The sequence below is a fragment of the Streptomyces sp. NBC_01241 genome (assembly GCF_041435435.1).
Lineage (GTDB): Bacteria > Actinomycetota > Actinomycetes > Streptomycetales > Streptomycetaceae > Streptomyces.
The window spans coordinates 4,426,392-4,451,903 of sequence record NZ_CP108494.1; the positions used below are offsets into that span (position 1 = coordinate 4,426,392).

At 69.9% G+C, this 25,512-nt stretch carries 27 protein-coding genes and 1 tRNA gene; 11 read left to right on the forward strand and 17 right to left on the reverse strand.

Annotated elements, in window-relative coordinates:
- The first annotated feature begins 51 nt into the window (after positions 1-51).
- Together OG306_RS19700 and OG306_RS19705 are read left to right on the forward strand one after the other, a co-directional pair.
- The gene (locus tag OG306_RS19700) at positions 52-1,581 is read left to right on the forward strand and encodes an MFS transporter (RefSeq protein WP_266747413.1); all 1,530 of its coding nucleotides are present in this window, start codon (positions 52-54) and stop codon (positions 1,579-1,581) included.
- A gap of 162 nt (positions 1,582-1,743) precedes the next feature.
- Positions 1,744-2,511 (forward strand): TetR/AcrR family transcriptional regulator, encoded by a 768-nt coding sequence (locus OG306_RS19705; RefSeq protein ID WP_266747414.1) that lies wholly within the window; start codon positions 1,744-1,746, stop codon positions 2,509-2,511.
- Positions 2,512-2,616: 105 nt separating this feature from the next.
- On the opposite strand, the gene OG306_RS19710 is transcribed toward OG306_RS19705, so the two are convergent.
- The 4 genes from OG306_RS19710 to OG306_RS19725 form a co-directional block, all read right to left on the reverse strand.
- Positions 2,617-3,087 carry a PPOX class F420-dependent oxidoreductase gene (locus OG306_RS19710; protein WP_266747415.1) on the reverse strand — a complete coding sequence of 157 codons (471 nt, stop codon included), beginning with the start codon at positions 3,085-3,087 and terminating at the stop codon, positions 2,617-2,619.
- 9 nt (positions 3,088-3,096) lie between these two features.
- A complete protein-coding gene (locus OG306_RS19715; protein ID WP_266747416.1) occupies positions 3,097-3,912 on the reverse strand; it encodes a YceI family protein in 816 nt (271 codons plus the stop codon).
- 154 nt (positions 3,913-4,066) lie between these two features.
- Positions 4,067-6,547 (reverse strand): MFS transporter, encoded by a 2,481-nt coding sequence (locus OG306_RS19720; protein WP_266747417.1) that lies wholly within the window; start codon positions 6,545-6,547, stop codon positions 4,067-4,069.
- Between the two features lie 23 nt (positions 6,548-6,570).
- The gene (locus OG306_RS19725) at positions 6,571-7,092 is read right to left on the reverse strand and encodes a MarR family winged helix-turn-helix transcriptional regulator (protein ID WP_266752316.1); all 522 of its coding nucleotides are present in this window, start codon (positions 7,090-7,092) and stop codon (positions 6,571-6,573) included.
- Positions 7,093-7,657: 565 nt separating this feature from the next.
- Between OG306_RS19725 and OG306_RS19730 the strand changes: the two genes are divergently transcribed.
- Positions 7,658-7,876, forward strand: a complete 219-nt coding sequence (locus OG306_RS19730; RefSeq protein WP_266747418.1) for a hypothetical protein — start codon at positions 7,658-7,660, stop codon at positions 7,874-7,876.
- A gap of 41 nt (positions 7,877-7,917) precedes the next feature.
- Here the strand turns inward: OG306_RS19730 and OG306_RS19735 are convergent, their stop codons facing one another.
- The 9 genes from OG306_RS19735 to OG306_RS19775 all read right to left on the reverse strand — a co-directional run bounded on the left by OG306_RS19735 (position 7,918) and on the right by OG306_RS19775 (position 13,742).
- Positions 7,918-8,799 carry a hypothetical protein gene (locus tag OG306_RS19735; RefSeq protein WP_327258988.1) on the reverse strand — a complete coding sequence of 294 codons (882 nt, stop codon included), beginning with the start codon at positions 8,797-8,799 and terminating at the stop codon, positions 7,918-7,920.
- A gap of 67 nt (positions 8,800-8,866) precedes the next feature.
- Entirely contained in the window at positions 8,867-9,733 is an 867-nt protein-coding gene (locus tag OG306_RS19740; protein ID WP_266747420.1) for an RNA polymerase sigma factor SigF, read from the reverse strand.
- A gap of 236 nt (positions 9,734-9,969) precedes the next feature.
- Entirely contained in the window at positions 9,970-10,854 is an 885-nt protein-coding gene (locus tag OG306_RS19745; RefSeq protein ID WP_266747421.1) for an RNA polymerase sigma factor SigF, read from the reverse strand.
- 197 nt (positions 10,855-11,051) lie between these two features.
- Positions 11,052-11,345 (reverse strand): Dabb family protein, encoded by a 294-nt coding sequence (locus tag OG306_RS19750; RefSeq protein WP_266747422.1) that lies wholly within the window; start codon positions 11,343-11,345, stop codon positions 11,052-11,054.
- A 9-nt stretch (positions 11,346-11,354) separates the two neighbouring features.
- A complete protein-coding gene (locus OG306_RS19755; RefSeq protein WP_266906036.1) occupies positions 11,355-11,519 on the reverse strand; it encodes a hypothetical protein in 165 nt (54 codons plus the stop codon).
- Positions 11,520-12,033: 514 nt separating this feature from the next.
- A tRNA-Ser gene (locus OG306_RS19760) sits at positions 12,034-12,118 on the reverse strand.
- Between the two features lie 45 nt (positions 12,119-12,163).
- Positions 12,164-12,592: a tRNA adenosine(34) deaminase TadA gene (gene tadA / locus OG306_RS19765; RefSeq protein ID WP_266747423.1), complete on the reverse strand. Its 429-nt coding sequence runs from the start codon at positions 12,590-12,592 to the stop codon at positions 12,164-12,166.
- Positions 12,593-12,769: 177 nt separating this feature from the next.
- Positions 12,770-13,336 carry a hypothetical protein gene (locus OG306_RS19770; protein WP_266752317.1) on the reverse strand — a complete coding sequence of 189 codons (567 nt, stop codon included), beginning with the start codon at positions 13,334-13,336 and terminating at the stop codon, positions 12,770-12,772.
- 187 nt (positions 13,337-13,523) lie between these two features.
- On the reverse strand, positions 13,524-13,742 hold the full coding sequence (locus OG306_RS19775) for a hypothetical protein (RefSeq protein WP_266747424.1): 219 nt from the start codon (positions 13,740-13,742) through the stop codon (positions 13,524-13,526).
- A 103-nt stretch (positions 13,743-13,845) separates the two neighbouring features.
- On the opposite strand from OG306_RS19775, the gene upp reads away from it, so the two are divergent.
- On the forward strand, positions 13,846-14,481 hold the full coding sequence (gene upp, locus OG306_RS19780) for a uracil phosphoribosyltransferase (protein ID WP_266747425.1): 636 nt from the start codon (positions 13,846-13,848) through the stop codon (positions 14,479-14,481).
- Between the two features lie 63 nt (positions 14,482-14,544).
- Here upp and OG306_RS19785 read toward each other — a convergent pair whose 3' ends face one another.
- On the reverse strand, positions 14,545-15,138 hold the full coding sequence (locus tag OG306_RS19785; RefSeq protein WP_266752319.1) for a LytR C-terminal domain-containing protein: 594 nt from the start codon (positions 15,136-15,138) through the stop codon (positions 14,545-14,547).
- Between the two features lie 218 nt (positions 15,139-15,356).
- Entirely contained in the window at positions 15,357-15,653 is a 297-nt protein-coding gene (locus OG306_RS19790; protein ID WP_072488263.1) for a type II toxin-antitoxin system VapB family antitoxin, read from the reverse strand.
- Between the two features lie 103 nt (positions 15,654-15,756).
- On the opposite strand from OG306_RS19790, the gene OG306_RS19795 reads away from it, so the two are divergent.
- Positions 15,757-15,921 (forward strand): hypothetical protein, encoded by a 165-nt coding sequence (locus OG306_RS19795; RefSeq protein ID WP_266747426.1) that lies wholly within the window; start codon positions 15,757-15,759, stop codon positions 15,919-15,921.
- Positions 15,922-16,002: 81 nt separating this feature from the next.
- Here OG306_RS19795 and OG306_RS19800 read toward each other — a convergent pair whose 3' ends face one another.
- Positions 16,003-16,620, reverse strand: a complete 618-nt coding sequence (locus tag OG306_RS19800) for an HhH-GPD-type base excision DNA repair protein (RefSeq protein ID WP_266747427.1) — start codon at positions 16,618-16,620, stop codon at positions 16,003-16,005.
- Between the two features lie 189 nt (positions 16,621-16,809).
- Here OG306_RS19800 and OG306_RS19805 point away from each other — a divergent pair, with 189 nt between their 5' ends.
- The gene (locus OG306_RS19805; RefSeq protein WP_266747428.1) at positions 16,810-17,025 is read left to right on the forward strand and encodes a hypothetical protein; all 216 of its coding nucleotides are present in this window, start codon (positions 16,810-16,812) and stop codon (positions 17,023-17,025) included.
- Between the two features lie 320 nt (positions 17,026-17,345).
- Positions 17,346-18,191: an eCIS core domain-containing protein gene (locus OG306_RS19810; RefSeq protein ID WP_266747429.1), complete on the forward strand. Its 846-nt coding sequence runs from the start codon at positions 17,346-17,348 to the stop codon at positions 18,189-18,191.
- A 6-nt stretch (positions 18,192-18,197) separates the two neighbouring features.
- Here the strand turns inward: OG306_RS19810 and OG306_RS19815 are convergent, their stop codons facing one another.
- Complete coding sequence (locus OG306_RS19815) at positions 18,198-19,532, reverse strand: COG1470 family protein (RefSeq protein ID WP_266747430.1); 1,335 nt, start codon at positions 19,530-19,532, stop codon at positions 18,198-18,200.
- A gap of 211 nt (positions 19,533-19,743) precedes the next feature.
- Here OG306_RS19815 and OG306_RS19820 point away from each other — a divergent pair, with 211 nt between their 5' ends.
- The 4 genes from OG306_RS19820 (at position 19,744) to OG306_RS19835 (ending at position 25,501) form a co-directional block, all read left to right on the forward strand.
- On the forward strand, positions 19,744-20,370 hold the full coding sequence (locus tag OG306_RS19820; protein ID WP_266906034.1) for a helix-turn-helix transcriptional regulator: 627 nt from the start codon (positions 19,744-19,746) through the stop codon (positions 20,368-20,370).
- Between the two features lie 166 nt (positions 20,371-20,536).
- Positions 20,537-22,624, forward strand: a complete 2,088-nt coding sequence (locus OG306_RS19825) for an HYR domain-containing protein (protein WP_371665526.1) — start codon at positions 20,537-20,539, stop codon at positions 22,622-22,624.
- Positions 22,625-22,652: 28 nt separating this feature from the next.
- Positions 22,653-23,411 carry a DUF4255 domain-containing protein gene (locus OG306_RS19830; protein WP_266747432.1) on the forward strand — a complete coding sequence of 253 codons (759 nt, stop codon included), beginning with the start codon at positions 22,653-22,655 and terminating at the stop codon, positions 23,409-23,411.
- Positions 23,408-25,501 carry an ATP-binding protein gene (locus OG306_RS19835; protein WP_266747433.1) on the forward strand — a complete coding sequence of 698 codons (2,094 nt, stop codon included), beginning with the start codon at positions 23,408-23,410 and terminating at the stop codon, positions 25,499-25,501. The genes OG306_RS19830 and OG306_RS19835 overlap by 4 nt, the downstream gene beginning before the upstream one ends.
- Positions 25,502-25,512: the final 11 nt, after the last annotated feature.

Consider the following 25,512-nt stretch of genomic DNA (forward strand, 5'->3'; position numbering starts at 1 on the left):
ATACGGTGTACATCTCTTACTTGTACACCGTATAAGGAATCAGGAGTCCGCATGACGGCGACCGCCGCCGAGCAGAACCGCCTCACGCCACCGAGCCACCCGCAGCGCTGGCTGATCCTCGGCGTCATCTGTCTCGCCCAGCTCACCGTGCTGCTCGACAACACCGTCCTCAACGTCGCGATCCCCTCCCTCACCCGGGAGCTGGACGCCTCCACTGCCGACGTGCAGTGGATGATCAGTGCCTATTCGCTGGTCCAGTCGGGTCTGCTGCTCACGGCCGGCAGTTCCGCCGACCGCTACGGCCGCAAGAAGATGCTCATCGCGGGGCTTGCCCTGTTCGGCATCGGTTCGCTGGTGGCCGGACTCGCCCAGTCGTCCGCGCAGCTGATCGCCGCCCGCGCGGGCATGGGCATCGGCGGTGCGCTGCTGCTGACGACGACCCTGGCCGTCGTCGTGCAGATCTTCGACGACTCCGAGCGGGTCAAGGCGATCGGTATCTGGTCGACCGTCAGCTCGCTCGGCTTCGCAGTCGGTCCGCTGATCGGCGGCGTGATGCTCGACCACTTCTGGTGGGGCGCGATCTTCCTGATCAACATTCCGGTCGCGGTCATCGGCCTGGTCGCCGTGGCCCGCCTCGTCCCGGAGTTCAAGACCCCCAGCAGCGAGCGCCCCGACCTGCTGGGCGCGCTGCTCTCCACCATCGGCATGGCGTCCGTCGTCTACGCGATCATCTCCGGTCCGGAGCACGGCTGGGCGTCGGGCCAGGTGCTGCTGACCGCCTTCGTCGGGGTCGCCGTACTGACCGGGTTCGTGCTGTGGGAGCTGCACATCCCGTACCCGATGCTGGACATGCACTTCTTCCGGAACCAGAAGTTCATCGGCGCGGTCGCAGGCGCGATCCTGGTCGCCTTCGGGATGGGCGGCTCGCTGTTCCTGCTCACCCAGCAGCTCCAGTTCGTCCTCGGCTACGGGCCGCTGGAGGCCGGTCTGCGTACGGCTCCGCTGGCGCTGAGCGTCGTCGCCCTGAACCTCACCGGACTGGGCGCCAGGCTGGTGCCCAGGCTGGGCACGCCCGTCACCATCGCGGCCGGCATGAGCCTGCTGGCCGCCGGACTCGCCGCGATCGCGCTGCTCGGCGGCAACGGCTACGGCGGCATGCTGCTCGGCCTGGTCGTGATGGGCGCGGGCATCGCGCTCGCCATGCCCGCCATGGCCAACGCGATCATGAGCGCCATTCCGCCGGAGAAGGCGGGCGTGGGCGCCGGGGTCAACGGCACGCTCGCCGAGTTCGGCAACGGGCTCGGGGTCGCCGTGCTCGGCGCGGTGCTGAACTCCCGGTTCGCGGCGCTCGTGCCGGCGGTCGTCGGGGCCGCCTCGCTGCCCGCCGCACTGGCCTCGGCCACCGATGCCGGCGAGCGGGCGCGGATCACGGACGCCTTCGCCTCGGGACTGGAGACCAGCCAGCTCGTCGGGGCGGTGGCGGTACTGGCGGGCGGCCTGCTGGCCGCGGCGCTCCTGCGCCGTGCGGAGCAGGGGGAATCCGCCCGGGCGAACTCGGCCGGGGCCGAGACGGCGGCATAGCATCGAGGCGGGGCGCATCGGACCGTACGAATTCGCGTCGGGTGCGCAGGTACGCAACCGGGCCGTACGGGCAGGTACACAACCGGTCGTGCGCGCGAAGGGCGCGCGAAAGCTACGTATCCGATCCGATCCGCCCCGCCGGCAAGACGAGGAGAGTGCGCCATGGTGTCCGCGGCCGACCGTGTGAAGAACCCTGCCAGGACCAGTGTGTGGCTGGAACAGCGGACACCGTCGCGCGCCCGTAAACCGGACCAGCCGGCCGGCCTCGACCGGGACAGGATCACCGCGGCCACGGTCCGGCTGCTGGACGCGGAGGGCCTTGCCAAGTTCTCCATGCGCCGGCTCGCTGCCGAGCTGGACGTCACCGCGATGTCCCTCTACTGGTACGTGGACACCAAGGACGATCTGCTGGAGCTGGCCCTCGACTCGGTCTACCGCGAGATCGCGCCCCCTCGCGAGGACGCGCACTGGCACGACCGGCTGCGCGAACTCGCCGTCTCCTACCGGGAACTGCTGGTCCGCCATGTCTGGGCGTCACCGCTCGCCGGTCATTTCCTCAACATGGGCCCGTACTCGATGCTGTTCTCGCACGCCATCCAGGACGTGATCCGGGCGACCGGTCTGCCGCTGCACCAGCAGACCGGCGCGCTCTCCGCGGTCTTCCAGTTCGTCTACGGATTCGGCACCATCGAGGCCCACTTCGTGCAGCGCAGCGCGGAGACGGGGCTCAGCCAGGACGAGTTCTTCCAGCAGGCGCTGGGCGCCATCCGGAGCCAGCCGCAGCTCAGCCGGATCGTCGAGGACTCGCAGGACCTGATGGACGCCCGCGGCGGCGACACGGTCGAGGAGATGCGCGACCGGGACTTCACCTTCGCCCTGGACCTGCTGATCGCGGGCATCGAGGCGATGCGGGACCGCGAGAGCCACTGAGGCCCCGCTCGTCCCTCAGAATCACCGTACGGGGCAGCTGCCGGCACCGGGCACCGCGCGAGCAGGTCCGGTGCCGGAACACGTATACGGTTGCGCATCCGGCCGTCAGATGTCGGACGCCAGATGGGCGGGGAAGCCGCCGGTGGCGACCGGACCCCACCGCTCCGGGGTGATCCGGATGATCGACTTCCCCTGCTTCACCATCGCCGCCCGGTACTCGTCCCAGTCCGAGTGCTCACCCGAGATGTTCCGGAAGTACTCGACGAGCGGCTCGACCGAATCGGGTGAATCGATCACCTCGGCCGAGCCGTCGATCTGCACCCACGGCCCGTTCCAGTCGTCCGACAGCACGATCACGCTGACCCTGGGGTCCCGTTTCGCGTTGCGGGTCTTGGCCCGTTCGGGGTAGGTCGAGACGACGATCCGGCCCGTGTCGTCGACGCCGCAGGTCAGCGGCGAGCCCTGGGGGCGGCCGTCGGACCGGGTGGTCAGCAGGATCGCCCGGTGCCTGGGCCGTACGAAAGTCAGCAACGCGTCGAGTTCCACGGCGGTGTTCGTAGCGATGTGGGGTGCCATGTCCGCAGACTACGACGGCAGGGACTCACCCTGCACGGCCTGGATGTCGAGCTCCACCCGCAGCGTCGTACCGATCGCCGAGATGCCCGCCTGCACCACCTGGTTGTAGTTCATGGCGAAGTCCTCGCGGCGCAGCTCCGCCGTCGCGCTGAACGCCGCGCGCACCCCGCCCCACGGGTCCGGGCCCGTCCCGAGGTAGCTCAGGTCCAGGTCGACGGGGCGCACGACGCCGCGCATCGTCAGCTCGCCGTGGACCAGCCAGCGGTCGGGGCCCGCCGGGGTCAGCCCGTTCGAGCGGTACGTGATCTCCGGGAACCGGTCCGAGTCCAGGAAGTCCGGCGAGCGCAGGTGCTTGTCGCGCATGCCGTTGCCGGTGTCGATGCTGGCCGCGCTGATGACGGCGTCGACCCGGGACTGCGCGACGTCCTCCGCGATCTCGATCCGGCCGTTGAACTCGGTGAACCGGCCGCGCACGCTGGAGATCCCCAGGTGCTGCGCGACCGCGGCCACCGAGCAGTGCGCCGGGTCCAGCGACCAGGCGCCCGGCGGTGGCAGCTCCACGCCGCCCTGGCGGGCCAGCACCACCGTGCCGGCCTCGACCCGCCCGCTCGCCGTGACGAGGGCGGTGGAGGCGGCGGGGGCGTACCCGACCGCCGTGACGATCACCGTGTACGCGCCGGCCTGCAGCGGGGTGTCGGTCCGCACCGCCCCGTCCTCGTCGGCGGCGGCCCGCAGCACCTGCGTGCCGGTCATGTCGGTGACCGTCACGACCGCGTGCTGGACCGCCCAGCCGTCCCGCGTACGTACCTGTGCGCGAAGTCCCATCCCGTTTTCTCTCCTTGCTCAATGACTCAATGAGTCGGGCCCCGGGGCGGGGACGGCAGGCCGTCCCCTGCCTGCCGTCCCCACCACCGGGGCCCATTTCCACCGGCCGGTACAGCGTCTCCGCTCGATACGCCGACCCGCCAGGGGTCTGTGGTTACTCGCCGGGGTGGGCGAGCTCGATGTCGTGGCCGTCGACCCCGCGACCGGCCACGGTCAGTGCGCCGGCCACCGGCGGGTAGCCGGTCGCGACGACCGAGTACTCGCCCGCGTCCAGGTCGGTGAAGGCGTACGCCCCGTCCTCCCCGGTCGTCGAGGTGGCGACCACATTGCCCGCCGCGTCGACGAGTGTGACCCGCGCGTCCGGCAGCGGCCGCCGGCCGGAACCGGCCCGCACGACACCCTGCACCAGCGCACCGGACTGCAGCGCGGCCTCGATCCGGGTGACGCCCTGGCCGCCGATCTCCACCGGCAGCGCCAGCGGACGGAACCCGGCGGCGTTCACCGCGACGGTCACCGAACCGGGGACCAGCTCACCGAAGGCGAACTCGCCCGTCCCACCGGACTTGCCGGCGGCCAGCACGTCGCCGCGCACATCGGTCACGATGACCATGGCGCCTTCGACGGGCGCGGCGGTCTCGGCGGTCCGCACGATCCCGGCCAGGCCGCTCGTACCGGAGAGCAGGATGTCGTACGAGAGCGGCTCGTCACCGACGACCACGGTGGACGCCTGCGGCTGAAAGCCGTCGGCGGACGCGATCAGGACGTAGGAGCCGGAGCCCGGCGCGTCCAGACCGTAGCTGCCGTCGGCCTGGGCGACGGAGCGCCCCAGCTGCCGGCCGGCCAGCGAGATCAGCGTGACGGCGGCCCGGGCGACGGGTGCACCCTCGGCGCCGCGCACCACACCGTGCACGGCTGTGCCCTGCAGAGTGGCGACGGGGGCTTCCAGGGTGGTGACCGATGCGGCCGGGGACACCACCGGGGAGGACGGAACGGTGGCCAGGGCCTCGACCGCCTCCGCGACGGGGGCCTCGGCCGTGGCCGGGGCGTCGCTCACGGCGGTCGTCTTCAGCGCGACCTCCTTGATGAAGATCGTGATCAGGAAGGCGATCAGCGCGGCCGGGGCGGCGTAGAGGAAGACATCGCCGACACCGTGCCCGTAGGCGCTCTCCACGACCGTACGGAACGGTTCGGGCAGCGCGTGCACGTCGGGGATGCCCCCGCCGCCGGTGCCACCGTGGCCCATGGCCTCGCCCTTGGGGCCGAGCTCCGCGAGACCGTCCTTGACGTAGTGGGTGACGCGGTTCGCCATGACGGCGCCCAGCGCCGAGACGCCGATCGCACCACCGAGGGAACGGAAGAAGGTGACGACGGAGCTGGCCGAGCCGAGGTCGGACGGAGCGACCTGGTTCTGCGTGGCGAGCACCAGGTTCTGCATCATCATGCCGATGCCGAGGCCCATGACGGCCATGAAGACCGCGATGTGCCAGTACGTGGTGTCGTACCGGATGGTGCCCAGCAGTCCGAGCCCGGCGGTGACCAGGAAGCCACCGCTGACCAGCCAGGCCTTCCAGCGGCCGGTCTTGGTGATGATCTGGCCCGAGACCGTCGAGGAGACGAACAGACCCGCGATCATCGGGATCGTCATGACACCGGACATCGTCGGCGACTTGCCGCGCGCCAGCTGGAAGTACTGGCTGAAGAAGACGGTGCCCGCGAACATCGCGATACCGACGAACAGCGAGGCCAGCGAGGCCAGCGTGATGGTGCGGTTACGGAAGAGGCGCAGCGGGATGATCGGCTCGCTGGCCTTGGACTCGACGACGATGAAGAGCAGTGCCAGCGCGGCGGAACCGAGGAGCATCACGCCGCTCTGCCAGGACAGCCAGTCGTACTTGTCGCCCGCGAAGGTGACCCAGAGGAGCAGCAGCGAAACGGCGGCGCTGATGAAGAACGCGCCGGTCCAGTCGACCTTGACCTCACGCTTCACGACCGGGAGCTTCAGGGTCTTCTGGAGCACGATCAGCGCGATGACGGCGAACGGCACACCGACGTAGAAGCACCAGCGCCAGCCCATCCAGCTGGTGTCGGTGATGACACCGCCGAGCAGCGGACCACCGACGGTGGCGACGGCGAACACCGCACCGATGTATCCGCTGTAGCGACCGCGCTCACGCGGGGCGATCATCGCGGCCATCACGATCTGCGCGAGGGCGGAGAGACCGCCGACGCCGATGCCCTGGACGACACGGCAGGCGATCAGCATGCCGCTGCTGGTCGAGAGACCGGCGACGACCGAGCCCGCGACGTAGATGAGGAGCGCTATCTGGACCAGCAGCTTCTTGCTGAACAGGTCGGAGAGCTTGCCCCACAGGGGGGTGGTGGCGGTCATGGCCAGCAGCGAGGCCGTGACGACCCACGTGTAGGCGCTCTGGCCGCCGCCGAGGTCGGAGATGATCTCCGGGAGGGCGTTGGAGACGACCGTCGACGACAGGATCGCGACAAACATACCGAGCATCAGCCCGGCCAGCGCTTCCATGATCTGACGGTGTGTCATCGGCGTGCCGGACGGGGTATCGGACGATCCCCCGTGCTTGGCGTGGCCGCCCCGCACACCGGCTGGTGTGGTCGTAGCCATTGAGTTCCTTGTCTTTGCTTCTGTTACACAGGTGTACGGGTGTGCAGGTCGTTGTCGCTGTCGGCGGGCCGCGGACGGCAGTCGCCGATGTGCTTTCCGGGGGCGCACCCCCCGGGGCCGCGGCAGGCGAAACTGGTGCGCAGCCGGGCGAGCAGCGTGTTGAGCTGTCCGACTTCGTCGTCGGACCAGTCGGAGAGGTTGTGGACGAACAGTTCCGTGACCCGCTGGTTCAGATCGATGAGCAGGTCGCGTCCGGCGGGGGTCAGCCGCAGGATGCGGGACCGCTTGTCCGCCGGGTCCGAGGACCGCTCGATCCATCCATGCTCTGCCACATGGGCGACATGACGACTGGTCACGGACATATCGATGGACATCAGCTCGGCCAGCCTGCTGATCCGCATTTCGCCGTGGTCACGGAGGAGAGCCAGTACGGCGGCGGAGCCGGCGGGGCATTCGGGGGGCAATATGCGGGCGAGACCCCGCTTGACGGCTCCGACGGCGCTGAGGTGCCGGGCCAGTTCTTCGTACTGACCTCGTACGGCCACGGGCCCCCCAGACATCTCGTCGTCCATCTTGTTGCTTAGGGCAACCATAGAAGCCGTTGGTTGCTGAAGGCAAACGAAAAAGGGCTTGCAGAAGTAAAGGAACGCAAAAGGCTGCGTAGGGCTCGGGTCAAACGCCCAGCGTGTGGGGGGCCGGCGTGGCGGGTGTGTCTCGTGCCACACCGGAGGCGTGGACGGTGGCCCCGAAACGGCAGTAGGCCCCGAGTGTTACTCGGGGCCGGGCCGTCGCCCTGTAGGGCACAAGGTGCCGCCGGACCGCTAGGGTCCTGACCCATGGCACACAACCGTTCCTTGGCGCCCGGCGGGAGGAGCTGTGCGTCTGGCGGGCCATCCCGAACGGTCTTGGATGACCTGGTTCTCCGCTTTCGCACCGCGGTGGCGGCACGCGTCACGCGCGTGATCCAGCCCGCAGCGGGCAGAGTCCCTGGTGCGAGAGGGGTCGAGCGTTGGCCGCAGGACCCTCTCGCACGTGACGACGCTACAGTTCCACAGGCTTCATATCGCAGTATCCGACGAGCACTTCACCCGATCGAGTGGGAACGTATCCATGCGTAATCAGCCGCCGGTAAATGGCAACCCCCAAGGCCCCGAGGGCAACAACGACCCTGCGGGCAGCACTCAGATGTTCCGCGCCTTCGTCGACGAGGGCGAGCCGCAGCGACGTCAGCAGCCGGCCGCTTCGTCCGGACCGAAGACCGGAGTGATCGCCGCCGTCGTCGCGGTGGTCGTCGTCCTCGGAGCGGTCGCCTGGCTCGCGCTCGGCTGACCGGCGCACCGGTTTCCCCGTAGCGCTTCCGTTTCCACCCGTCACTTCAATACGGCGGTGACGTCCCGGGTCTCGACATGCATTCCCAGGGGCACCCGCCAGGCGTCCACGCAGACGGTGTACGTCTTCGTCCGTGCGGCTCCCGCGTCGATCGGCGCGGGCAGCGGCGCGGACGACTCGACGGTCGCCCAGTCGATCCCCAGCCCGCCGATGACGTGCGTGGCGAAGGTGACCGTCCCCGACCGCGCCGGTGATCCTCCGGTGTTACGGAATTCCACCGTCACCTTCTCGCACCAGCGCTCGTCCGTGGCCGCCCGCTCCGGGGCGCCCGCCACCAGCACGGCAGGCCCCGCGGGCGGGGTGGAGCCGGGTGCGGGTACGGATGGGGGCGCGGGCTCCGTGGAGCCGCTTCCCGCACCGCCTGAGCCGCCGGTGCTGCCGCTTCCGCTTCCGCCGCTTCCGCTTCCGCCGCTCGTACCGCCGGTACTGCCCGCCTCTCCTGCACCGCCCGTACCGCCCGTACCGGCTGTGCCAGGAGCCCCCGGCGTTTGGCCGGTTTTGCCGCCCACGGCACCCGTAGCCCCGCCGGGGGAGGCATCGGCGGAGGTGTCCGGCGAGGGCCCGCCGTCATCGTCGGCCCGGCCCTCGGCACTCCGGCCACCCTTGTCGCCCTTGCTGTCCTTGGTATCCCCGCCGGCTTTGCCGCCCCTGTCCAGTGGCACCAGCGTCACCTTCCCCGACGGCGCCACCGTCCCGGCAAGCGGTCTTTCCGGGCCCGTGCCCGCCGCGCCGACCGCCACGTAGCCGTCGTTCGCCGTACCGCCGCCGCAGGCGGCCAGCGTGCCGCCCAGACACAGCACGGCCGCCGAGGCGGCGATCACGGTGCCCCGGCGGCCGGTCGAGTCGCGTATCTGACGTCGCATCGCGCCAGTGTGGCTGACGGTCCGTCAAATCGGAAGTCTCGCGCTGCGGTGTGGCAGCCCGCGGCGGTCAGTCGGCGATGAGCCCTTCCCTGAGCTGGGCGAGCGTACGGGTCAGCAGGCGCGAGACGTGCATCTGCGAGATGCCGACCTCCTCGCCGATCTGCGACTGGGTCATGTTGGCGAAGAACCGCAGCATGATGATCTGGCGCTCGCGCGGCGGGAGCTTGGCCAGCAGCGGCTTGAGCGATTCGCGGTACTCGACGCCCTCCAGCGCCGAGTCCTCGTACCCCAGCCGGTCCGCCAGGGAGCCCTCGCCGCCGTCGTCCTCGGGCGAGGGCGAGTCCAGCGAGGAGGCGGTGTACGCGTTGCCGACGGCCAGGCCGTCGACCACGTCCTCCTCGGAGACGCCGAGCGCCTTGGCCAGTTCCGGCACGGTCGGCGAACGGTCGAGCTTCTGGGCGAGCTCGTCGCTGGTCTTGGTCAGCGCGAGGCGCAGCTCCTGGAGCCGGCGCGGGACGCGCACGGACCACGAGGTGTCGCGGAAGAAGCGTTTGATCTCGCCGACGACGGTCGGCATCGCGAACGTCGGGAATTCCACGCCGCGTTCGCAGTCGAACCGGTCGATCGCCTTGATCAGGCCGATCGTGCCGACCTGGACGATGTCTTCCATCGGCTCGTTGCGGCTGCGGAACCGCGCCGCGGCGTACCGCACCAGCGGGAGGTTGAGCTCGATGAGCGTGTCCCGTACATAGGCACGCTCCGGGCTGTCCGTCCCATCGGGGCCCGGTGCGGGCCCCAGCGCGGCGAGCCGCAGGAACAGTGAGCGGGACAGAGTGCGGGTGTCGATGGCTTCCGGCGAGCTGGTGAGCACAACGGGTGCGGGTGCGCTCTTCGTGAGCGTGAGCACCTTCGAGCTGCCCTGTTCTGCGGACATGCCACCCCCTTGAGGTCGCGGACGGTCGCGTGGAGCCGCGACCTTCGGAGGAACGCAGCCTCCACCTGAATACCGGAGGCGGGGCCACGGCAAACGCGGTTCCCGCAGAATGTCACATGTCGGCAACACGCTGTAGTGACATGTCGACAAGTCTTTGTGGCATCTGTGCAGTTAACGGGGGGTGTGACGCAATTCCGGCCATCCGAACCGGACTTCGAGTGATCTACCCGAACCGGTTAGGCCTCGATCCTGTTTGCGGATCGAAGTCGGGCGAAACTACGGGCCAGCAGTCTTGACACGTGCATCTGGGAGACCCCCAGTTCCGCGCTGATCTGTGATTGCGTCAAGTTGCTGTAGTAGCGCAGCAACAGGATGCGCTGCTCGCGTTCGGGCAGCTGTACGAGCAGGTGCCGGACCAGGTCGCGGTGCTCGACCCCGGCGAGGGCCGGGTCCTCATAGCCGAGCCGGTCCAGCAGTCCGGGCAGGCCGTCGCCCTCCTGGGCGGCCTCCAGTGAGGTCGCGTGGTAGGAGCGCCCCGCCTCGATGCAGGCCAGCACCTCGTCCTCGGAGATCCTCAGCCGCTCGGCGATCTCCGCGGTGGTGGGCGAGCGGCCGTGGGCGGTCGTCAGGTCCTCGGTGGCGCCGGTGACCTGGACCCAGAGCTCGTGCAGCCGGCGCGGGACGTGGACGGTGCGTACGTTGTCCCGGAAGTACCGCTTGATCTCGCCCACGACGGTCGGCATGGCGAAGGTCGGGAACTGGACGCCGCGTTCCGGGTCGAACCGGTCGATGGCGTTGATCAGACCGATCGTGCCGACCTGGACGACGTCCTCCATCGGCTCGTTGCGGCTCCGGAAGCGCGCGGCGGCGTACCGCACGAGGGGCAGGTTCGCCTCGATCAGTGCAGCCCGTACCCGGCCGTGTTCCGGAGTCCCCGGCTCCAGGTTCTTGAGCTGGCCGAAGAGGACCTGGGTGAGTGCCCTGGTGTCCGCGCCCCTGGTCCTGCCGGGCGTTGTCGCGGTGCTGTCGGGGGTCTCGGTCTGGATCGTCTGCGCTGCTTGGACCGTCTGGACGGTCTGGACGGTCTGGGGAGGCACTTGAGGCGCTGTACTGGCCGGCACGATGACGCCACCCCTCTGCGGTCAACTTCGGTCAACTCATCCGTCAAAAGCGGTCATAGCATCACAAGACATGTCCACTGTGTGCAAGCACCGCATGACGTCGTGTTGGGGTCAACTTGGTTTAAACACTAAAAAAAGCCCCTCACCGCAATGGTGAGGGGCTCGGAGGACCGGCTACGGCAGGCGGAGCGGGCGGATCAGAACGGATAGTCGGCAATCACCCAGGTGGCGAACGCGCGCCACTGGCCGGCGGCGGCCTGATGGGCCGGATGCTCGATGTAGCGCTTCAGGGCGTCCTCGTCGGCGACCGCGGAGTTGATGGCGAAGTCGTACGCGATCGGCCGGTCGGTGATGTTCCAGGCGCACTCCCAGAACTCCAGCTCGGGGACCTGCCCCTCCAGCTCCCGGAAGGCCTGCGCCCCGGCGACGACCCGCGGGTCGTCCCGCTCGACGCCGTCGTTCAGCTTGAACAGGACCAGATGGCGGATCACGGGGTACTCCTAGTTCACGAGCGCGGACATGAAGTCCCCGACGCTCTGCGCGGCACTCGAAACGCCCTCGAACCCTATCTGGACGAGATCCGCCGACCGCTCCGGGGACGCGATGATCGTGTACATAACGAAGACGACTACCACGATGAGAGCTATCTTCTTCGCTTGCACCATCAACCCCTGCTTCCCCTTCGATCCCCTGTGCAGTGTGGCGATTCTATCCGCACGGATGGCCGTATCCCTCGGTTGTTTGCGACCACTCCGCGGCCTTTAAGGACCAAGGGCCCGGTCATGGGGGTCCTTTGCCCTCTCCTGAGGCCTCTGTGAGGCCGCAGGATGGAGGGTGAGCCCTGCGGATCCGACAGGAATTCCGAGGGGCGGGGGACAGGACGTCACTGTGGGGTCCTCGCCGCGAGCTTTTCCTTGACCGCTGCGAGGGCCTGAACGGCCTGTTCTCCCTCGGGGGAAGCGGCTTGTCCCCCCGATGCCGCTTCCCCCGACCAGGACTTCCCGGACCGGCTGTGGTCCCGGGTACGACGACCGTCGCGCCCGTGACCACAGCCGGTCCGCGTGCGTATGGCGCGTCGGTACGCGTCGGTACGCGTCGGTACGCGTCGGTACGCGTCGGTACGAGGCGGTGCGGGAAACTCGAAGGGCCCGACGCGATGCGCCGGGCCCTTCACAAGAGCGGTAGCGGAGGGATTTGAACCCTCGGTGAGTTTCCCCACACTCGCTTTCGAGGCGAGCTCCTTCGGCCGCTCGGACACGCTACCGAGAGAGAGCTTAGACCATCCCGGGGCGTGGACAGAAATCCAATGTCAGAGGTTGCGGAAGAACGCCGTCAGCCGGTCGGCGCAGCTGTCCTCCAGCACTCCGTGGATCACCTCCGGACGGTGGTTGAGCCGGCGGTCGCGTACGACGTCCCAGAGCGAGCCCGCCGCCCCCGCCTTCTCGTCGCGCGCCCCGTAGACCACCCGGTCCACGCGGGCCTGGACCAGCGCGCCCGCGCACATCGTGCAGGGCTCCAGGGTGACCACCAGGGTGCATCCGGACAGCCGCCACCGGCCGAGCGCCGCGGCGGCGCGGCGGAGGGCGAGGATCTCGGCGTGCGCGGTCGGGTCGCCGGTCGCCTCGCGTTCGTTGTGCCCCGCGGCGAGCAGGGCGCCGTCCGGGCCGAGCACGACGGCGCCGACCGGCACATCGCCGGCCCGCGCCGCCAGGTCGGCCTCGGCCAGGGCGTGGCGCATGTGCGCCCGCCACGGGTCTCTTACGGGATCGTGCGGATCTTCTACGGGGTCGTGCGGGCCTCTTGTGGGCTCGCACGGTTCGCATGGCTCACGCGGTTCACATGGTTCGCGCGGTTCGCGTGGTTCACGCGGTGCCGGTGGTCCTTGCGGGTGCGGTGGTTCGCTCACCCGCGGACCCTAACGGACGGCCTCCATGACCTCGGCCGCACCCAGCGCGTCCGCGATCTCCACCAGTGCGTCCGTACGCAGCATCAGCAGCTCCGCCTCGGGGAGCCCGAGGTCGGCCAGGACCCCGGTGTCACCGAGCGGGCCCGCCGGTACGGCGTCGGCATCGAGTCCGTCGTCGTCATCGTCGTTGGTGTCGTCGTTGTCGTTGTCGGGGGTGATGTCCGGTTCGTCGTCCTCAGTACCGTCGAGGCCGACGAGCTCTTCGAGGGCGGCAATGGTGTCGTCGGCCCCGGGTTCGCGGCCGAGCAGTTCATCGGTGAGCAGGATCTCCCCGTACGAGGAGCGGGCGGCGGCGGTGGCATCGGAGACGAAGATACGGGGGTCTTCCTCACCATCCACCCGGACGACGCCGAACCAGGCGTCCTCCTGCTCGATGAAGACGAGCACCGTGTCCTCGTCCACCGAGGCCGCGCGGGCCAGATCCGTCAGGTCGGACAGGGTCTCCACATCGTCGAGTTCCGTGTCGCTCGCTTCCCACCCGTCTTCGGTGCGCGCGAGCAGTGCGGCGAAGTACACCGTGACTCTCCCACTGGTCATAGGGGTGTCGGTCCGGCGGGAGGGCAGTCGGTGGTCCGGCTGTCCTGCGTCCCGCCCACCGGAATCGTGGCAGAAACAAGGCCATTGCGAGAGGAGTTCGGCCGTTGCGTCGGCCATCAGTTCTCCTGGACGCCGCCACCAGGGGGACGCCGGGCCGCCGTCCGACCTACCAACGGAAGGTTCGCATCCGCATGGCCTGGCGCATTCGGGCGGCCCGTACCCGGCGTGGCTGGACCCGGTCGCGGAGCGCCTTCGCCTCATGAAGCTCGCGCAGGAACTGGGCGCGCCGCCTGCGGCGCGCCGTCTCGGTCTCCCGCGGGTCTTCGGCGTTCTGCGGGACCGGCGTGTCCGGCTGGTCCCGCTCCCGCTGTTCCCCGTCCGGCATCGGCTCATCACCCCAAGGCTGGGTCCGTATGCCACCACCTTCCCTCCGAACATGCGGTTGATGCCAGCGCACGGGTGCGGGAGGCCCGGTTACTGTTGAGCCCATGCGGATCCACGTCGTCGACCACCCACTGGTCGCGCACAAACTCACCACCCTGCGCGACAGGCGCACCGACTCCCCGACCTTCCGGCGGCTCGCCGACGAACTGGTCACCCTGCTCGCCTACGAGGCCACCCGGGATGTGCGCACCGAACAGGTCGACATCGAGACACCGGTCACACCGACGACCGGTGTGAAGCTGTCGCACCCGCGGCCGCTGGTCGTACCGATCCTGCGGGCCGGTCTCGGTATGCTCGACGGCATGGTGCGGCTGCTGCCGACCGCCGAGGTGGGCTTCCTGGGCATGATCCGGGACGAGGAGACGCTCCAGGCGTCCACGTACGCGACGCGGATGCCGGAGGACCTTTCGGGCCGCCAGGTGTACGTCCTGGACCCGATGCTGGCCACCGGAGGCACGCTGGTCGCGGCCATTCAGGAGCTGATCAAGCGCGGCGCGGACGATGTCACCGCGGTCGTGCTCCTCGCGGCGCCCGAGGGCGTCGAGGTGATGGAGCGCGAGCTGGCGGGTACGCCGGTGACCGTGGTCACCGCCTCGGTCGACGAGCGGCTCAACGAGAACGGCTACATCGTCCCGGGCCTCGGTGACGCGGGCGACCGGATGTACGGCACGGTCGGCTAGGACCGTCGTCCGGATCGGGCCCGAGCGGGTCGGGTGCGGCTGCCGGGTCCGGCCCGGCAGCCGTCAGCAGGACGGCGCCGGGGACGGATTCGTCAGGGCCGTGAGCGCGTCGGCGGCCGACTGGGGCGTGCTGAACGCCGTGAACTTCGTACCGAGAATCAGATCGACGTCCGCCGTTCTGCGGGCATCGGTCTTGAGGACGGCCCCCTGCAACTGCGTACCGAGGACCGGGAACGAGCCGTTCGTGGCCGACGGAGCGCCGAGCAGCACCCCCGGGCCGGCGACCTTCTTGTCGTACGCGGCCGGGGCGTTCCCCACCTTGCCGATGGTGAAGCCGCGCTTCTTCAGCTCGTCGGCAGCCTTCTTGGCGAGGCCGCTGCGCGGTGTCGCGTTGTAGACGTTGACGGTGATCTTCGCGGGCTTCGGCAGCGCCTTCGCGGGCGTGGACGGCTTGGCCGACGAGCAGTCCGTCTTGTGGTCGGCGGCGCTGGCCTGCCTGTCGCCGCCCGTGAAGACGTCGATGAGCTGCAGCGTGCCCCATCCGGCCAGCCCGAGGGCGACCACGGAAGCGGTGGCAGCGAGGATCAGTTTGCCGCGACGCCTGGGGCGGCGCATGCGCGGGTACTTGTCGCCCGTGATGCGGTACTTTCCGCCCATGCCGGGGGGAGTGAGCATGCTCATGGGCGCAGCGTAGTGCGGCCTGGTGATGATGCCTACTAAATGATCAATGGATCGCGCCCGTCCGGGTGTGAAAGCACCCGAACGAACCCGGCGCGAGGCGTCCGAAGGGCCTACGGGTCCGTACGGGAATCCGCAGAGAATCCGCAGGGTGTCCGCGGACCGCCCGGATCGCCCGGATCGCCCGAGAGCCTTCGTCAGCCGAGTTCGAGCACCCGGGCGTGGAGTACCTGGCGCTGCTGAAGCGCGGCGCGGACCGCGCGGTGCAGTCCGTCCTCCAGGTAGAGATCGCCCTGCCACTTCACGACGTGCGCGAAGAGGTCGCCGTAGAACGTCGAGTCCTCGGCCAGGAGGGTCTCCAGGTCCAGGTTGCCCTTGGTGGTCACCAACTGATCGAGGCGGACCGGGCGCGGCGCGACGTCCGCCCACTGCCGGGTGCTTTCCCGGCCGTGGTCGGGATAAGGCCGCCCATTTCCGATGCGCTTGAAGATCACACGGAAAGCCTACCGGGCAAGAGCCTCCGGGCGCAGCCATGGTGCGGGACTGCGATGCTGGCGATATCGCTGCAAACCCATGCATTCCGGAATAGAGGCCGTGATGAGTGACAGTGACAGCACGGGTGGAGGCCCGGGTTCGGACACCGGAGGCGCCGTAGTGCTGTCGGCGCAGGCGCAGGAGATTGCCGACGGGTACGCCGTCTCCGCGGCCGCACTCGATCTGGGCGCGCTGCTCTGGGACGGTGCGTGGCGCGCGGCGTCGTAGCGCGTGGTCTGCTTTGTGCTGTCGACTGGGTGTCGTCGAAGTGGTGTTGCCTGCTCGGTGTCGTCTCTTACTTGGCGTCTCCTACTTGTCGGCTGGGCGTTTGACCGTCCTGGCCGCCTGTTTGGCCTGCTGCTTGTACGCGCGGACCTCGGCGAGTGATTCCGGGCCGGTGATGTCGGCGACCGACCGGTACGAGCCCGCCTCGCCGTACGGTCCGGCCGCCTCCCGCCAGCCCGTCGGACGGACCCCGAACTGCTTGCCCAGCAGAGCCAGGAAGATCTGCGCCTTCTGCGTGCCGAACCCCGGCAGGGCGTTCAGCCGTTTCCGCAGCTCGGCCCCGGTGGAGACATCGCTCCACACCGCGCTCGCGTCGCCGTCGTACTCCGCCACCAGGTATTGGCACAACTGCTGCACCCGCTTGGCCATGGAGCCCGGATAGCGGTGCAGGGCGGGTTTGGTGGTGAAGAGTTCGACGAAGGCCTCCGGGTCGTAGGCGGCGATCTCATGGGCGTCCAGGTCGTCTCCGCCCATCCGCACGGCCAGGGTGTACGGGCCGGAGAAGGCCCATTCCATCGGCACCTGCTGGTCCAGCAGCATGCCGACCAGAGCGGCGAGCGGGCTGCGCGCCAGGAGCTCGTCCGCCGCCGGCTCCTGGGCGATCTGCAGGGTGAGATCCCGGTCCTTGTTGCTCTTGGTCATGCCTTCGATCATCCCGACGGTGGCGTGGCCCGGCTACTCCACCGCCCGTCGATGCAGCCGTTTGCCTCCGAATTCCGTTCGAGGGGCGAAGAGGAGGCGCGGAGGAGGAGAGGGGGGCGGAGGCGGCGGGGGCGGAGCGATGTCGGTACGCGGGCGTGACTGTCAGTGGTGGATGGGAGGATCGGGAATGTGGACGTCGACAACTGGAAGTTAGTTCTGGAGTGTTGGAGCAGGCGCCGGGTCGCCGCCCGGGAGCTGCTCGATCCCGAGGAAGCCGAGGACGGCCAGGAGGCGTACGGGTACACGATCGACGGCGACGGGCCCACGATGCGGGGCACGCTTCTCGCGCCGCTCGACGCGCTCGCTTCCGGTGGGCCCGCGCTCGACGCGATCGCGGCGGTGTAAGGGGTCTCAATGCCCCGGTTCGCGCTGAGGAGCGGGCGGTTGCACCCAGTGGCGGCGAGGTCGTGGATCAGGCCACCGGGGCCGGGCGAGGGGCGTACCACCGTCACCGCTGTCGCGGTCCTGCGCACCCGCACGGAAGGGTGATGTCTCGTTCGGCCCGGCCGCCCACCGGGCCCCGTGGTGGGACCCGGATGCCCGAAGGGGCAGCGGCGGCTGCCCCCGGCCGACGGGATCCGGGCTGGACGAGGCAGTGGCACGTCGTGAAGGTGGAGTGGTGGGGCCATCACGACGCGCCTTCGACCGGGGCGCGGTCAGGGGAGATGACGATGCACGCACAGGAATGGGACCAGGAACACGACCACGAGCGTGATCACGGGCACGGCCAGGAGCAGGTGCACGACGACACCTCGCGCGAGTCGGGAGCGGCCGAGGGCCGGGACGCGGCGGACACCCCGCACCTCTACCGTGCGGCGGCCGTCGGGCGGGCCGACGTGGTCGGGCCCGGCGGCATGAGCGTGCTCCAACGGGCGGTCGGCAACAGCGCCGTGGGATCGATGCTCCAGAGGCAGGAGGAGGACGAGCGCTCCCCTGTGCACAACGTGATCTCGTCCGGCGGCGGGCAGCCGCTGGACACAGATACCCGCACCGACCTGGAGGGGCGGATGGGCGCGGACTTCTCGGATGTGCGCATCCACACCGACTCCGCCGCGCACGAATCGGCGAAGAGCGTGGGTGCCCACGCGTACACGGTCGGCAACAACGTCGTTTTCCAGCGCGACGCTTACGATCCGTCCTCGCCCCAGGGCCGCACCACGCTCGCGCATGAGCTCACCCATGTGATCCAGCAGCGCAACGGCCCGGTGGAGGGCACGGAGGCGCCGGGCGGTATCCGGGTGAGCGACCCGTCCGACCGTTTCGAGCGGGAGGCCGTCGCGAATGCCGACCGGGTGCTCTCGGACCCGGCTACGGCATCGGATTCGGCGTCGGGCTCGGCGTCGGATTCGGCTCAGGCGGCTGCGACCGGCGCGGTCGGGCATGACGCGTCCCCCGCTGTGCAGCGGGCGGCGACGGAGGACGAGGACGAGCAACCCGCCGATGTACAGGGCTCCTTCGTCCAACGGGCGACGGAAGGGGCCGAGGAGGAGGAAGAGACCCCACCGGCCTGACCGGAGTCAGCCCGCGGTGTCCGTCCGCATCGTGCCGCCGAGGAACAGCGACTCCGCACACCGCGAAGGCGTCGGCGCGTTCACCGGCTTGCCCACCTTCCGGCAGTCGACGGTCATCGCGACCTTGCCACCCGCAGGCACCAGGATCGGCGTGACGAAGTGGTAGTCGGAGTCGCGGAAGTTCTCCAGCGCGAGCCGGAGCACGGGCGTGTCCCGCCCGGTGGAGACCACGAGCGTGCCCGCGTCGCCCTGCGGGTTCTGGACCACGATGTCGGTCAGCTGGAAGGTGTGCCCGGTGGGCACCTGCAGGGCCGTCGAGGTGTTCGACCCACCGCCCACCGCGTCCCTGACCTGTACCTGCGCACTGGTCGGGGCAGCGGCCGCCGAGCCGTCGGAGGCGCCGTCGGACACGCCGGGGTTCGGCGAGGTATTCGGCTTCGGTGAGGCGCCGTTCGCGCCGGAGGAGTCGCCGCCGCCCGAATCCGTGCCGGCCGTGGGGTTGGGGCTCGGGGCGTTGCTCTTGTCGGCCGCGGCGGCGGACCGTACCGCTTCCGGCGTGATCGCCTCCCGGGCCGCCGACTTCACGGCCGGTCGCAGCAGCGCGTACCAGAGCCCGACCAGCGCGATCAGCAGCACAGCCGCGGTGATGAGGGCCCGGGGGAGCCAGCGCGGCAGGATCGGCTCCTGCTGGTACGAACCGTCCAGGACCACCGGCGCGACCGGGTCCTGCCCCTCCGCCATATCCGGAGTAGCGATGACCTGGAAGGGATGCGTGACCGGCGTGCCGCGCCACACGCGCTTCGCCGGCCGGATCCGCAGCTTCCCGAACTCCGCCCGGCCGGGCGCGATCTGCAGCGTGTCCGACGCGAACGTCACCCGGGCCCGCTCCGTGCCCGACTGGGCTCCCAGCCGCACGGTCGCTGGGGTATTTCCCCGGTTGTCCAAGGCGAGTTGGTGCCGGCCTCGCCACGCGCCGTGCGAGCTGCGCGGTACCAGCTCGGCGGTCGTCTCGGTGAACGGCAGTACCGTCACCCGTCCTTCGGGCACCACCGTGTCGCCCTGCTCGCTGGTGGGCACCACCCGGATCCCGAAGGGCGTCTCCCCGGCGAGTACGGTCGAGTCGCGGGGTGGACGCAGGACGAGAGAAACGGCCTGGGTGTCGCCCGGATACAGCGACAGGCTCGCCGGCTCCACCGTCGACCAGGCGGCACAGGCGCCGACCACCTCGAAGCGGTATTCCTCGACGGTGCTGCCGGAGTTGAGGATCCGCAGGGGGAGGGCCGTCTCCTCGCCCGGTGCGGCAGTGACGGACGAATCGTCGAGGCTTGCCGTGAGACTCATAGGGCGCACCGTAGGGTCGGCGCCGAACGCCGACACCGACCGTGAAGGAATACTTCCGGGCAGATTCTGTGCCCGGATCGGCTTTTTTGTTTCCCTGTAGGTATACGCGGGAATCGTTTGACCGCCTCAAGACGAATGAGGCACACAAGAACAGCCGTGATGGTTGTGCTCAGTGTGATGCCATCGGCTGTTTCCCAGGGGGAGCATTGCCATGGAGCGCACCACTGTCGCATTACGGGCCCAGGACCCGATCTCCCAGGCGGGTGTGGCGAGTCAGTTACGAGCCCGGCCGGAGGTCAGTGTTACGGACTGGGACGAGGGCGACTCCTCACCCCAGATCGTGGTCGTCGTCGTGGACGCGGTCGATGACGAGGTGCTGACGATGCTGCGCCACATCCAGCGCACCAGCACCTCACGCACCGTCCTCGTCACCACGGACATCGACGAGCAGAAGCTGGTGAGCGCCGCGGAGTGCGGTGTCGCCGGTGTGGTCAGGCGTTCCGAGTCGACCCCGGAGCATCTGGTCCAGGTCATAAGGACGGTGGCGCGGGGCGAAGGCCATCTCCCGTCCGACCTGCTGGGCAGGCTGCTGGAGGAGGTCGGACGCCTCCAGAATCAGGTGCTCGGTCCGCGCGGACTGCACTTCACCGGTCTCGCGGCGCGCGAGGTGGATGTGCTGCGCCTGGTCGCGGAGGGGTACGACACCGCCGACATCGCGACGAAGCTGGCCTATTCCGAGCGCACGATCAAGAACGTGCTGCATTCGGTGATGACCCGGCTGCAACTGCGGAACCGGTCGCACGCGGTGGCGTACGCGATGCGGCAAGGGCTGATCTGAGCCGACCGGCGCGCGGATAGCCGGCAGCTCCGGCGGATCTCCCCGCTGCCCTTTCGGGCAGCGGAGCCTACCCGAGGGTGTGACTCCCGCACCGATGTGTGACCGCCGCCGGTGCGGGACCCTGACGTCCGGTGTGCCGATCGGGCGAGGGTGGGGGAGGACTTCCGTGCGCTGGTTCCAGCCGCTTCGGCGGGTGCCGCGGTCGCGGCGGGACGGATCGACCCGGGCCCGGCCGTCCACCTCGCGCCGCGCTCTCACCACGCTCCGGATCCCGGCCCTCGCGCTGCTTCTCGTGGTCACCGGCATCGCGCCCGGTTCGGCCGTCACCTCCGGTACGCCGGCGCTCGCGGTACCCGAACCCTGGGTCACGCCGGCCGAGTTCACCGACGCTGTCGACCCGGGCGGCTCCACGGGCGTGGACAAGCAGGTGCGTACGCCGGCGATTCCGCCGAGGCCGGATGTGATCCTGCTGGTGGACGGCACGGGCAGCATGGATGTCCCGATCCAGCGGGTGAAGGAGCGGATCCCCGAGATCACCAAGGCGATCCGCGACGAGCAGGCGGACTCGCGTTTCGCCGTGGCCACCTTCGGCGACCAGCAGGTGGATCCCGACGCGGGCTTCAAGGTGCTGCAAGGACTGACCTACGACCTGAACGAGGTGCAGACGGGCGTCAACCAGCTCGACTCCGACATGGGCAGCTACAGCATCGGCCCGCCCGAGGACTGGATCTATGCCCTGTGGAAGCTGGCCAACGGTGGTGACGGAAAGACTGTGTTCCGCTCCGACTCCAGCCCCGTCATCGTGTTGGTCGGTGACGCGTCCAGCCACGACCCCAGCAACTACAAATATTCTTTCAGCGACGCCGAGTTCGCCCTTCAGGACGCGGGGGTGCGGCTGATCGCGGTCGGTCTGACCAGTGACAGGGGGGACGGCCTCAACGGTGATGGACGGACGCCCGAGTACCCCAAGGACGAAAAACACGATCCGGACCAGGCCCTGCGACTGGCGGACGCCACCAACGGCCGGATGATCGAAGGCATCGAGGGCGATGACGTCGTGGACGCCATCATCGAGGGATTCAGCAACCTCCCCACCCATGTGAGTTACCGCCTGGACAACTGCGATCCGCATCTGTCCGTCAGCCTCGACCCACCCACCCGTCAGCTCACCAGCGGGGACACGGCACACTTCGCCGAGAACATCGACGTCTCCGCGGACGCGCCCCAGGGCACCCGGCTGCACTGCACCGTCCAGTTCCTGATGGGCACCCAGATCCCGGGCACGGACACGATCGGACCGGCCGCCGCAGCCGACCCGGAGTTCCAGGAACAGATCAACATCGACGTGAACGACATCGACGCGCCCGTCGTCACCGTGGACGATCTGACCGTCCGGGCCAAGGACAAGAAGGGCGCACGCGTGATGTACGACGCCACCGCCCAGGACGCCACCGACGGCACGCTTCCGGTGACGTGCACCCCTGCCTCCGGTTCGCTCTTCCCGGTCGGCCGCACCACGGTGACCTGCTCGGCGACCGACTCGGCGGGCAACACGGGGACGGACACGGCGGAGATCGAGGTCCTGGAGGCCCCCGTCCCGCCCTCGGCGGATGTGGCGATGAAGGTCGACGTCAGCCCGGACCGTACGTACACCGGCCGCCCCGCCCGTGCGCGATTCACCCTCACCAACGCCGGCCCGGACCCGGCGACAGGCGTGGTCATCGGCTCCGCCTGGCCGAAACCGTCCAAGGGAACGGACCGCAGCCTGCCCGCCCTGACCCGTTGCACAGCGGCGAAACCGTGCACCATTCCGGCCGGCGGCCGCATCGAGGTGACCGAGACCGCGACGTACCGTGCGGCAATCACCGGGAACGTACGGGCCACCGTGCGTGGCACGCTGCCGGACCGCCGGAAGGCCAACAACCAGGACAGCGACCGGCTGCGCGTCCTGAAGCCCTCGCTGACCGTCACGCCGCAGGTCGCCAAGCCGGGCCAGCCGGTGCTGGCCCGCGGCAAGGACTACCCGCCGGGCGCGACCGTACGTTTCACGTGGAACATCGGCATCAGTCCCGCGGGAGCGGTCGCCACGGTGGGCCGCGACGGCACCTTCGAGGTGCAGGTCCTGGTCCTGCGCAAGGACAAGCTCGGTCCGCGCAAGCTGCGGGCGGACTCGTACGACCTCGACCGGCTGCAGAAACCGGTCCTGGTGGTGCAGCGGAATCTCCAGCCACCGGACTTCGCGGGCCGCGCATGAGTGCCGATGACCGCACGGGAGTGACCGGGTGATCCACGAGGTCGACGACGTACTACGGGCGCTGATCAGGGCGGAGGTACTCGAAGGCGGCCAGATCGCGGTGGTCTTCGACGCCCCGACCCGGGAATGGGCGGCGAAGGTCAACGCGCCCATGGTCAACCTGTATCTCTACGACATCCGCGAGGACATGCGCAGGCGCGAGCGGGGTCTGCACAACGACTACGACGAGCGGGGCACGATCATCGCGCGCCGCCGCCCGCCCCGCTTCTTCAAGCTGTCGTACTTGATCACGGCATGGACGAAGCGCCCGGAGGACGAGCACCGGCTGCTCTCGTCGCTGCTCGGCTGCCTGCTGCGTTACGAGGCGCTGCCCCCCGAGCGGCTGTCGGGCACCCTGGCCGAGATCGGGGCGGCCGTACCGATGTCGATCGCGCTGCCGCCGCCGGAGGACCGCTCGTTCGCCGACGTGTGGAGCGCGCTGGGCGGAGAGCTGAAACCCTCGCTCGACCTGGTGATCAGCGTGCCGGTGACGGCGTCGCCGAGCTATGCGGTCGGTCCGCCGGTGGGGGACGAGGGGCTGCAGACCCGGTTCGGGGACGTGCCCGAGGGGGCCGAGTCCGTATCGGAAGAGATACCGGGCCGCGGGGGCCTCCCGGTGTACGGAGGCCGTCCGGGACGGCCGGGCAGGGACGCCGCCTCACGTGCCCCCGATGCGGAACGACGACGCGGCCTGTCCCTCCGCATCACGGAGACCCGGAAGGCCCGTACGGAGGAAGGCGCCGAATGACCACCGCGGGTGATCCGAACCTGCGCCATCTCCTCGCCCGTGCGGTAGCGGTGGAGCAGCGCATCCGACGAGCGGTCGAGGCCCGGCAGCTCACGGACCCGGACCCGGACGACGCCTTCCGCGGCCTCTATCTCACGGACGAGAACATCGCCCGACTCCTGGACGAGAACGAGGCCCGCGCCTTCCCGTACCCCGTACCGGACGCCACTGCGAACCACGTTCCGGGATCCGCTCCGGACCACGTACCGGGCTCCGCTCCGGGATGCGGCGAAGAGGCGGCGCAACAGTCCGGACTCACCTCCCTGGCCGACGAGTTCGGCCTCACCACTCTCGACATCGAGATCCTCCTCATCACGCTCGTACCGGATCTCGACGACCGCTTCGAGGCCTTCTACGGCTACCTGAACGACGACGTCACCCGCCGCCGTCCGTCCATCGGCCTGGCGCTGGGCCTGTGCGGACTGTCCCCCGCCGACCAGGTGGCGCGCGGCCGGCTGTCGGCCCGCGCCCCGCTCCGCGAAGGCCGTCTCCTCCTGGTCGAGGACCTGGACCGCCCGTTCCTGAGCCGTGCGCTCCGCGTCCCCGACCGGGTCACCGCGCACCTCCTGGGCGACGACACCCCCGACCCGCGCCTGGCGGATCTCCTCGCCCCCTGGCACGCCGTACCGGGCGTCGGCGACCCGGCCCCGCTCGCCGCGGCCCTCGCCCGGGGCACCCCGCTCGCCTACCTCCGGGAGGACCAGGGCGGCGCGGGCACGGCCCTCGCGGCCTCCGTGCTGACCCACGCGGGCCACCGGGTCCTGGGCCTGGACCTGGCGCGACTGGCCGAGGACCCGGCCCCCGCCGAGGCCGTCCGCTCGCTGGTCCGCGAGGCCCGGCTGACCGGCGCCGGCCTGGTCTGCGCACCGATCGACGCGGTCTGCCGCGAACACCCGGAGCTCCTCCGGCTCCTCACCGCCACCCCGGTCCCCACGGTCCTGGTGGGCCGGGCCCCCTGGGACGCGGCCTGGTCCGCCGCCCCGCCGCTCCTCCTGCACGCCCCCCGGGTGGAACCCTCGACCCGGGCCGCCCTGTGGACCGACGCGTACGACGCCCCCGTCCCCGAAACCATCGACGTGGACCGCCTGCTCTCGCCGTTCCTCCTCACCCCGGAACAGATCACCCGCGCCGCCCGGGCCGCCGCCCAGACCACGCACCTGGACGGCGGCATCCTCACCCCCGACCACGTCCGCCAGGGCGCCCGCGCCCAGAACGCGGCAGGACTGGACCGCCTGGCCCGCCGTATCGAACCCACCGTCACCTGGAACGATCTGGTCCTCCCGCCGGACACCCACGCCCAGCTCCGCGAACTGACCGCCCGCGCGCGCCATCGCGACCGGGTCCTGGGGGAGTGGGGCATGCGCCCCGGCGGCGGCCGGGGCCGGGGCGTCTCCGCCCTGTTCGCGGGCGATTCCGGCACCGGAAAGACGATGTCCGCCGAGGTCATAGCCGCGGACCTGGGCCTGGACCTCTACACGGTCGATCTGGCGACGGTGATCGACAAGTACGTGGGCGAGACGGAGAAGAACCTGGAACGGATCTTCTCCGAAGCGGCGGGCGTGAACGGAGTCCTCCTCTTCGACGAGGCGGACGCGATCTTCGGCAAACGCTCGGACGTGAAGGACGCCCACGACCGTTACGCGAACGTCGAGAGTGCGTACCTCCTCCAGCGCATGGAGTCCTTCGACGGCCTGGCCATCCTCGCCACCAACCTCCGGGCCAACCTGGACGACGCCTTCACCCGCCGCCTGGACCTGGTCATCGACTTCCCGGTCCCGGACCCCGAACAGCGCCTCGTCCTCTGGGAGCGCTGCCTGGGCCCCGCGCTCCCCCGGGACAAGGACCTGGACCTCGCGTTCTGCGCGGAGAACTTCGAGCTGGCGGGCGGCAACATCCGCTCGATCGCGGTGACGTCCGCATACCTGGCGGCGGACACGGGCGAGCCGGTGACGATGCCGACGCTGATCCACGCGATCCAGCGCGAGTACCAGAAGCTGGGCCGGCTGACGCTGGCGTCGGAGTTCGGGCCGTATCTGGGGCTGCTGACGTAACGACGCGGGCC

Coding starts and splice junctions, on each gene's coding strand:
- OG306_RS19700 (WP_266747413.1), top strand. CDS start 52: ATGACGGCGACCGCCGCCGAGCAGAACCGCCTCACGCCACCGAGCCAC.
- OG306_RS19705 (WP_266747414.1), top strand. CDS start 1,744: ATGGTGTCCGCGGCCGACCGTGTGAAGAACCCTGCCAGGACCAGTGTG.
- OG306_RS19710 (WP_266747415.1), bottom strand. CDS start 3,087: ATGGCACCCCACATCGCTACGAACACCGCCGTGGAACTCGACGCGTTG.
- OG306_RS19715 (WP_266747416.1), bottom strand. CDS start 3,912: ATGGGACTTCGCGCACAGGTACGTACGCGGGACGGCTGGGCGGTCCAG.
- OG306_RS19720 (WP_266747417.1), bottom strand. CDS start 6,547: ATGGCTACGACCACACCAGCCGGTGTGCGGGGCGGCCACGCCAAGCAC.
- OG306_RS19730 (WP_266747418.1), top strand. CDS start 7,658: ATGCGTAATCAGCCGCCGGTAAATGGCAACCCCCAAGGCCCCGAGGGC.
- OG306_RS19735 (WP_327258988.1), bottom strand. CDS start 8,799: ATGCGACGTCAGATACGCGACTCGACCGGCCGCCGGGGCACCGTGATC.
- OG306_RS19740 (WP_266747420.1), bottom strand. CDS start 9,733: ATGTCCGCAGAACAGGGCAGCTCGAAGGTGCTCACGCTCACGAAGAGC.
- OG306_RS19755 (WP_266906036.1), bottom strand. CDS start 11,519: ATGGTGCAAGCGAAGAAGATAGCTCTCATCGTGGTAGTCGTCTTCGTT.
- tadA (WP_266747423.1), bottom strand. CDS start 12,592: ATGCGCCACGCCCTGGCCGAGGCCGACCTGGCGGCGCGGGCCGGCGAT.
- OG306_RS19775 (WP_266747424.1), bottom strand. CDS start 13,742: ATGCCGGACGGGGAACAGCGGGAGCGGGACCAGCCGGACACGCCGGTC.
- upp (WP_266747425.1), top strand. CDS start 13,846: ATGCGGATCCACGTCGTCGACCACCCACTGGTCGCGCACAAACTCACC.
- OG306_RS19785 (WP_266752319.1), bottom strand. CDS start 15,138: ATGGGCGGAAAGTACCGCATCACGGGCGACAAGTACCCGCGCATGCGC.
- OG306_RS19795 (WP_266747426.1), top strand. CDS start 15,757: ATGAGTGACAGTGACAGCACGGGTGGAGGCCCGGGTTCGGACACCGGA.
- OG306_RS19800 (WP_266747427.1), bottom strand. CDS start 16,620: ATGACCAAGAGCAACAAGGACCGGGATCTCACCCTGCAGATCGCCCAG.
- OG306_RS19810 (WP_266747429.1), top strand. CDS start 17,346: ATGACGATGCACGCACAGGAATGGGACCAGGAACACGACCACGAGCGT.
- OG306_RS19815 (WP_266747430.1), bottom strand. CDS start 19,532: ATGAGTCTCACGGCAAGCCTCGACGATTCGTCCGTCACTGCCGCACCG.
- OG306_RS19820 (WP_266906034.1), top strand. CDS start 19,744: ATGGAGCGCACCACTGTCGCATTACGGGCCCAGGACCCGATCTCCCAG.
- OG306_RS19835 (WP_266747433.1), top strand. CDS start 23,408: ATGACCACCGCGGGTGATCCGAACCTGCGCCATCTCCTCGCCCGTGCG.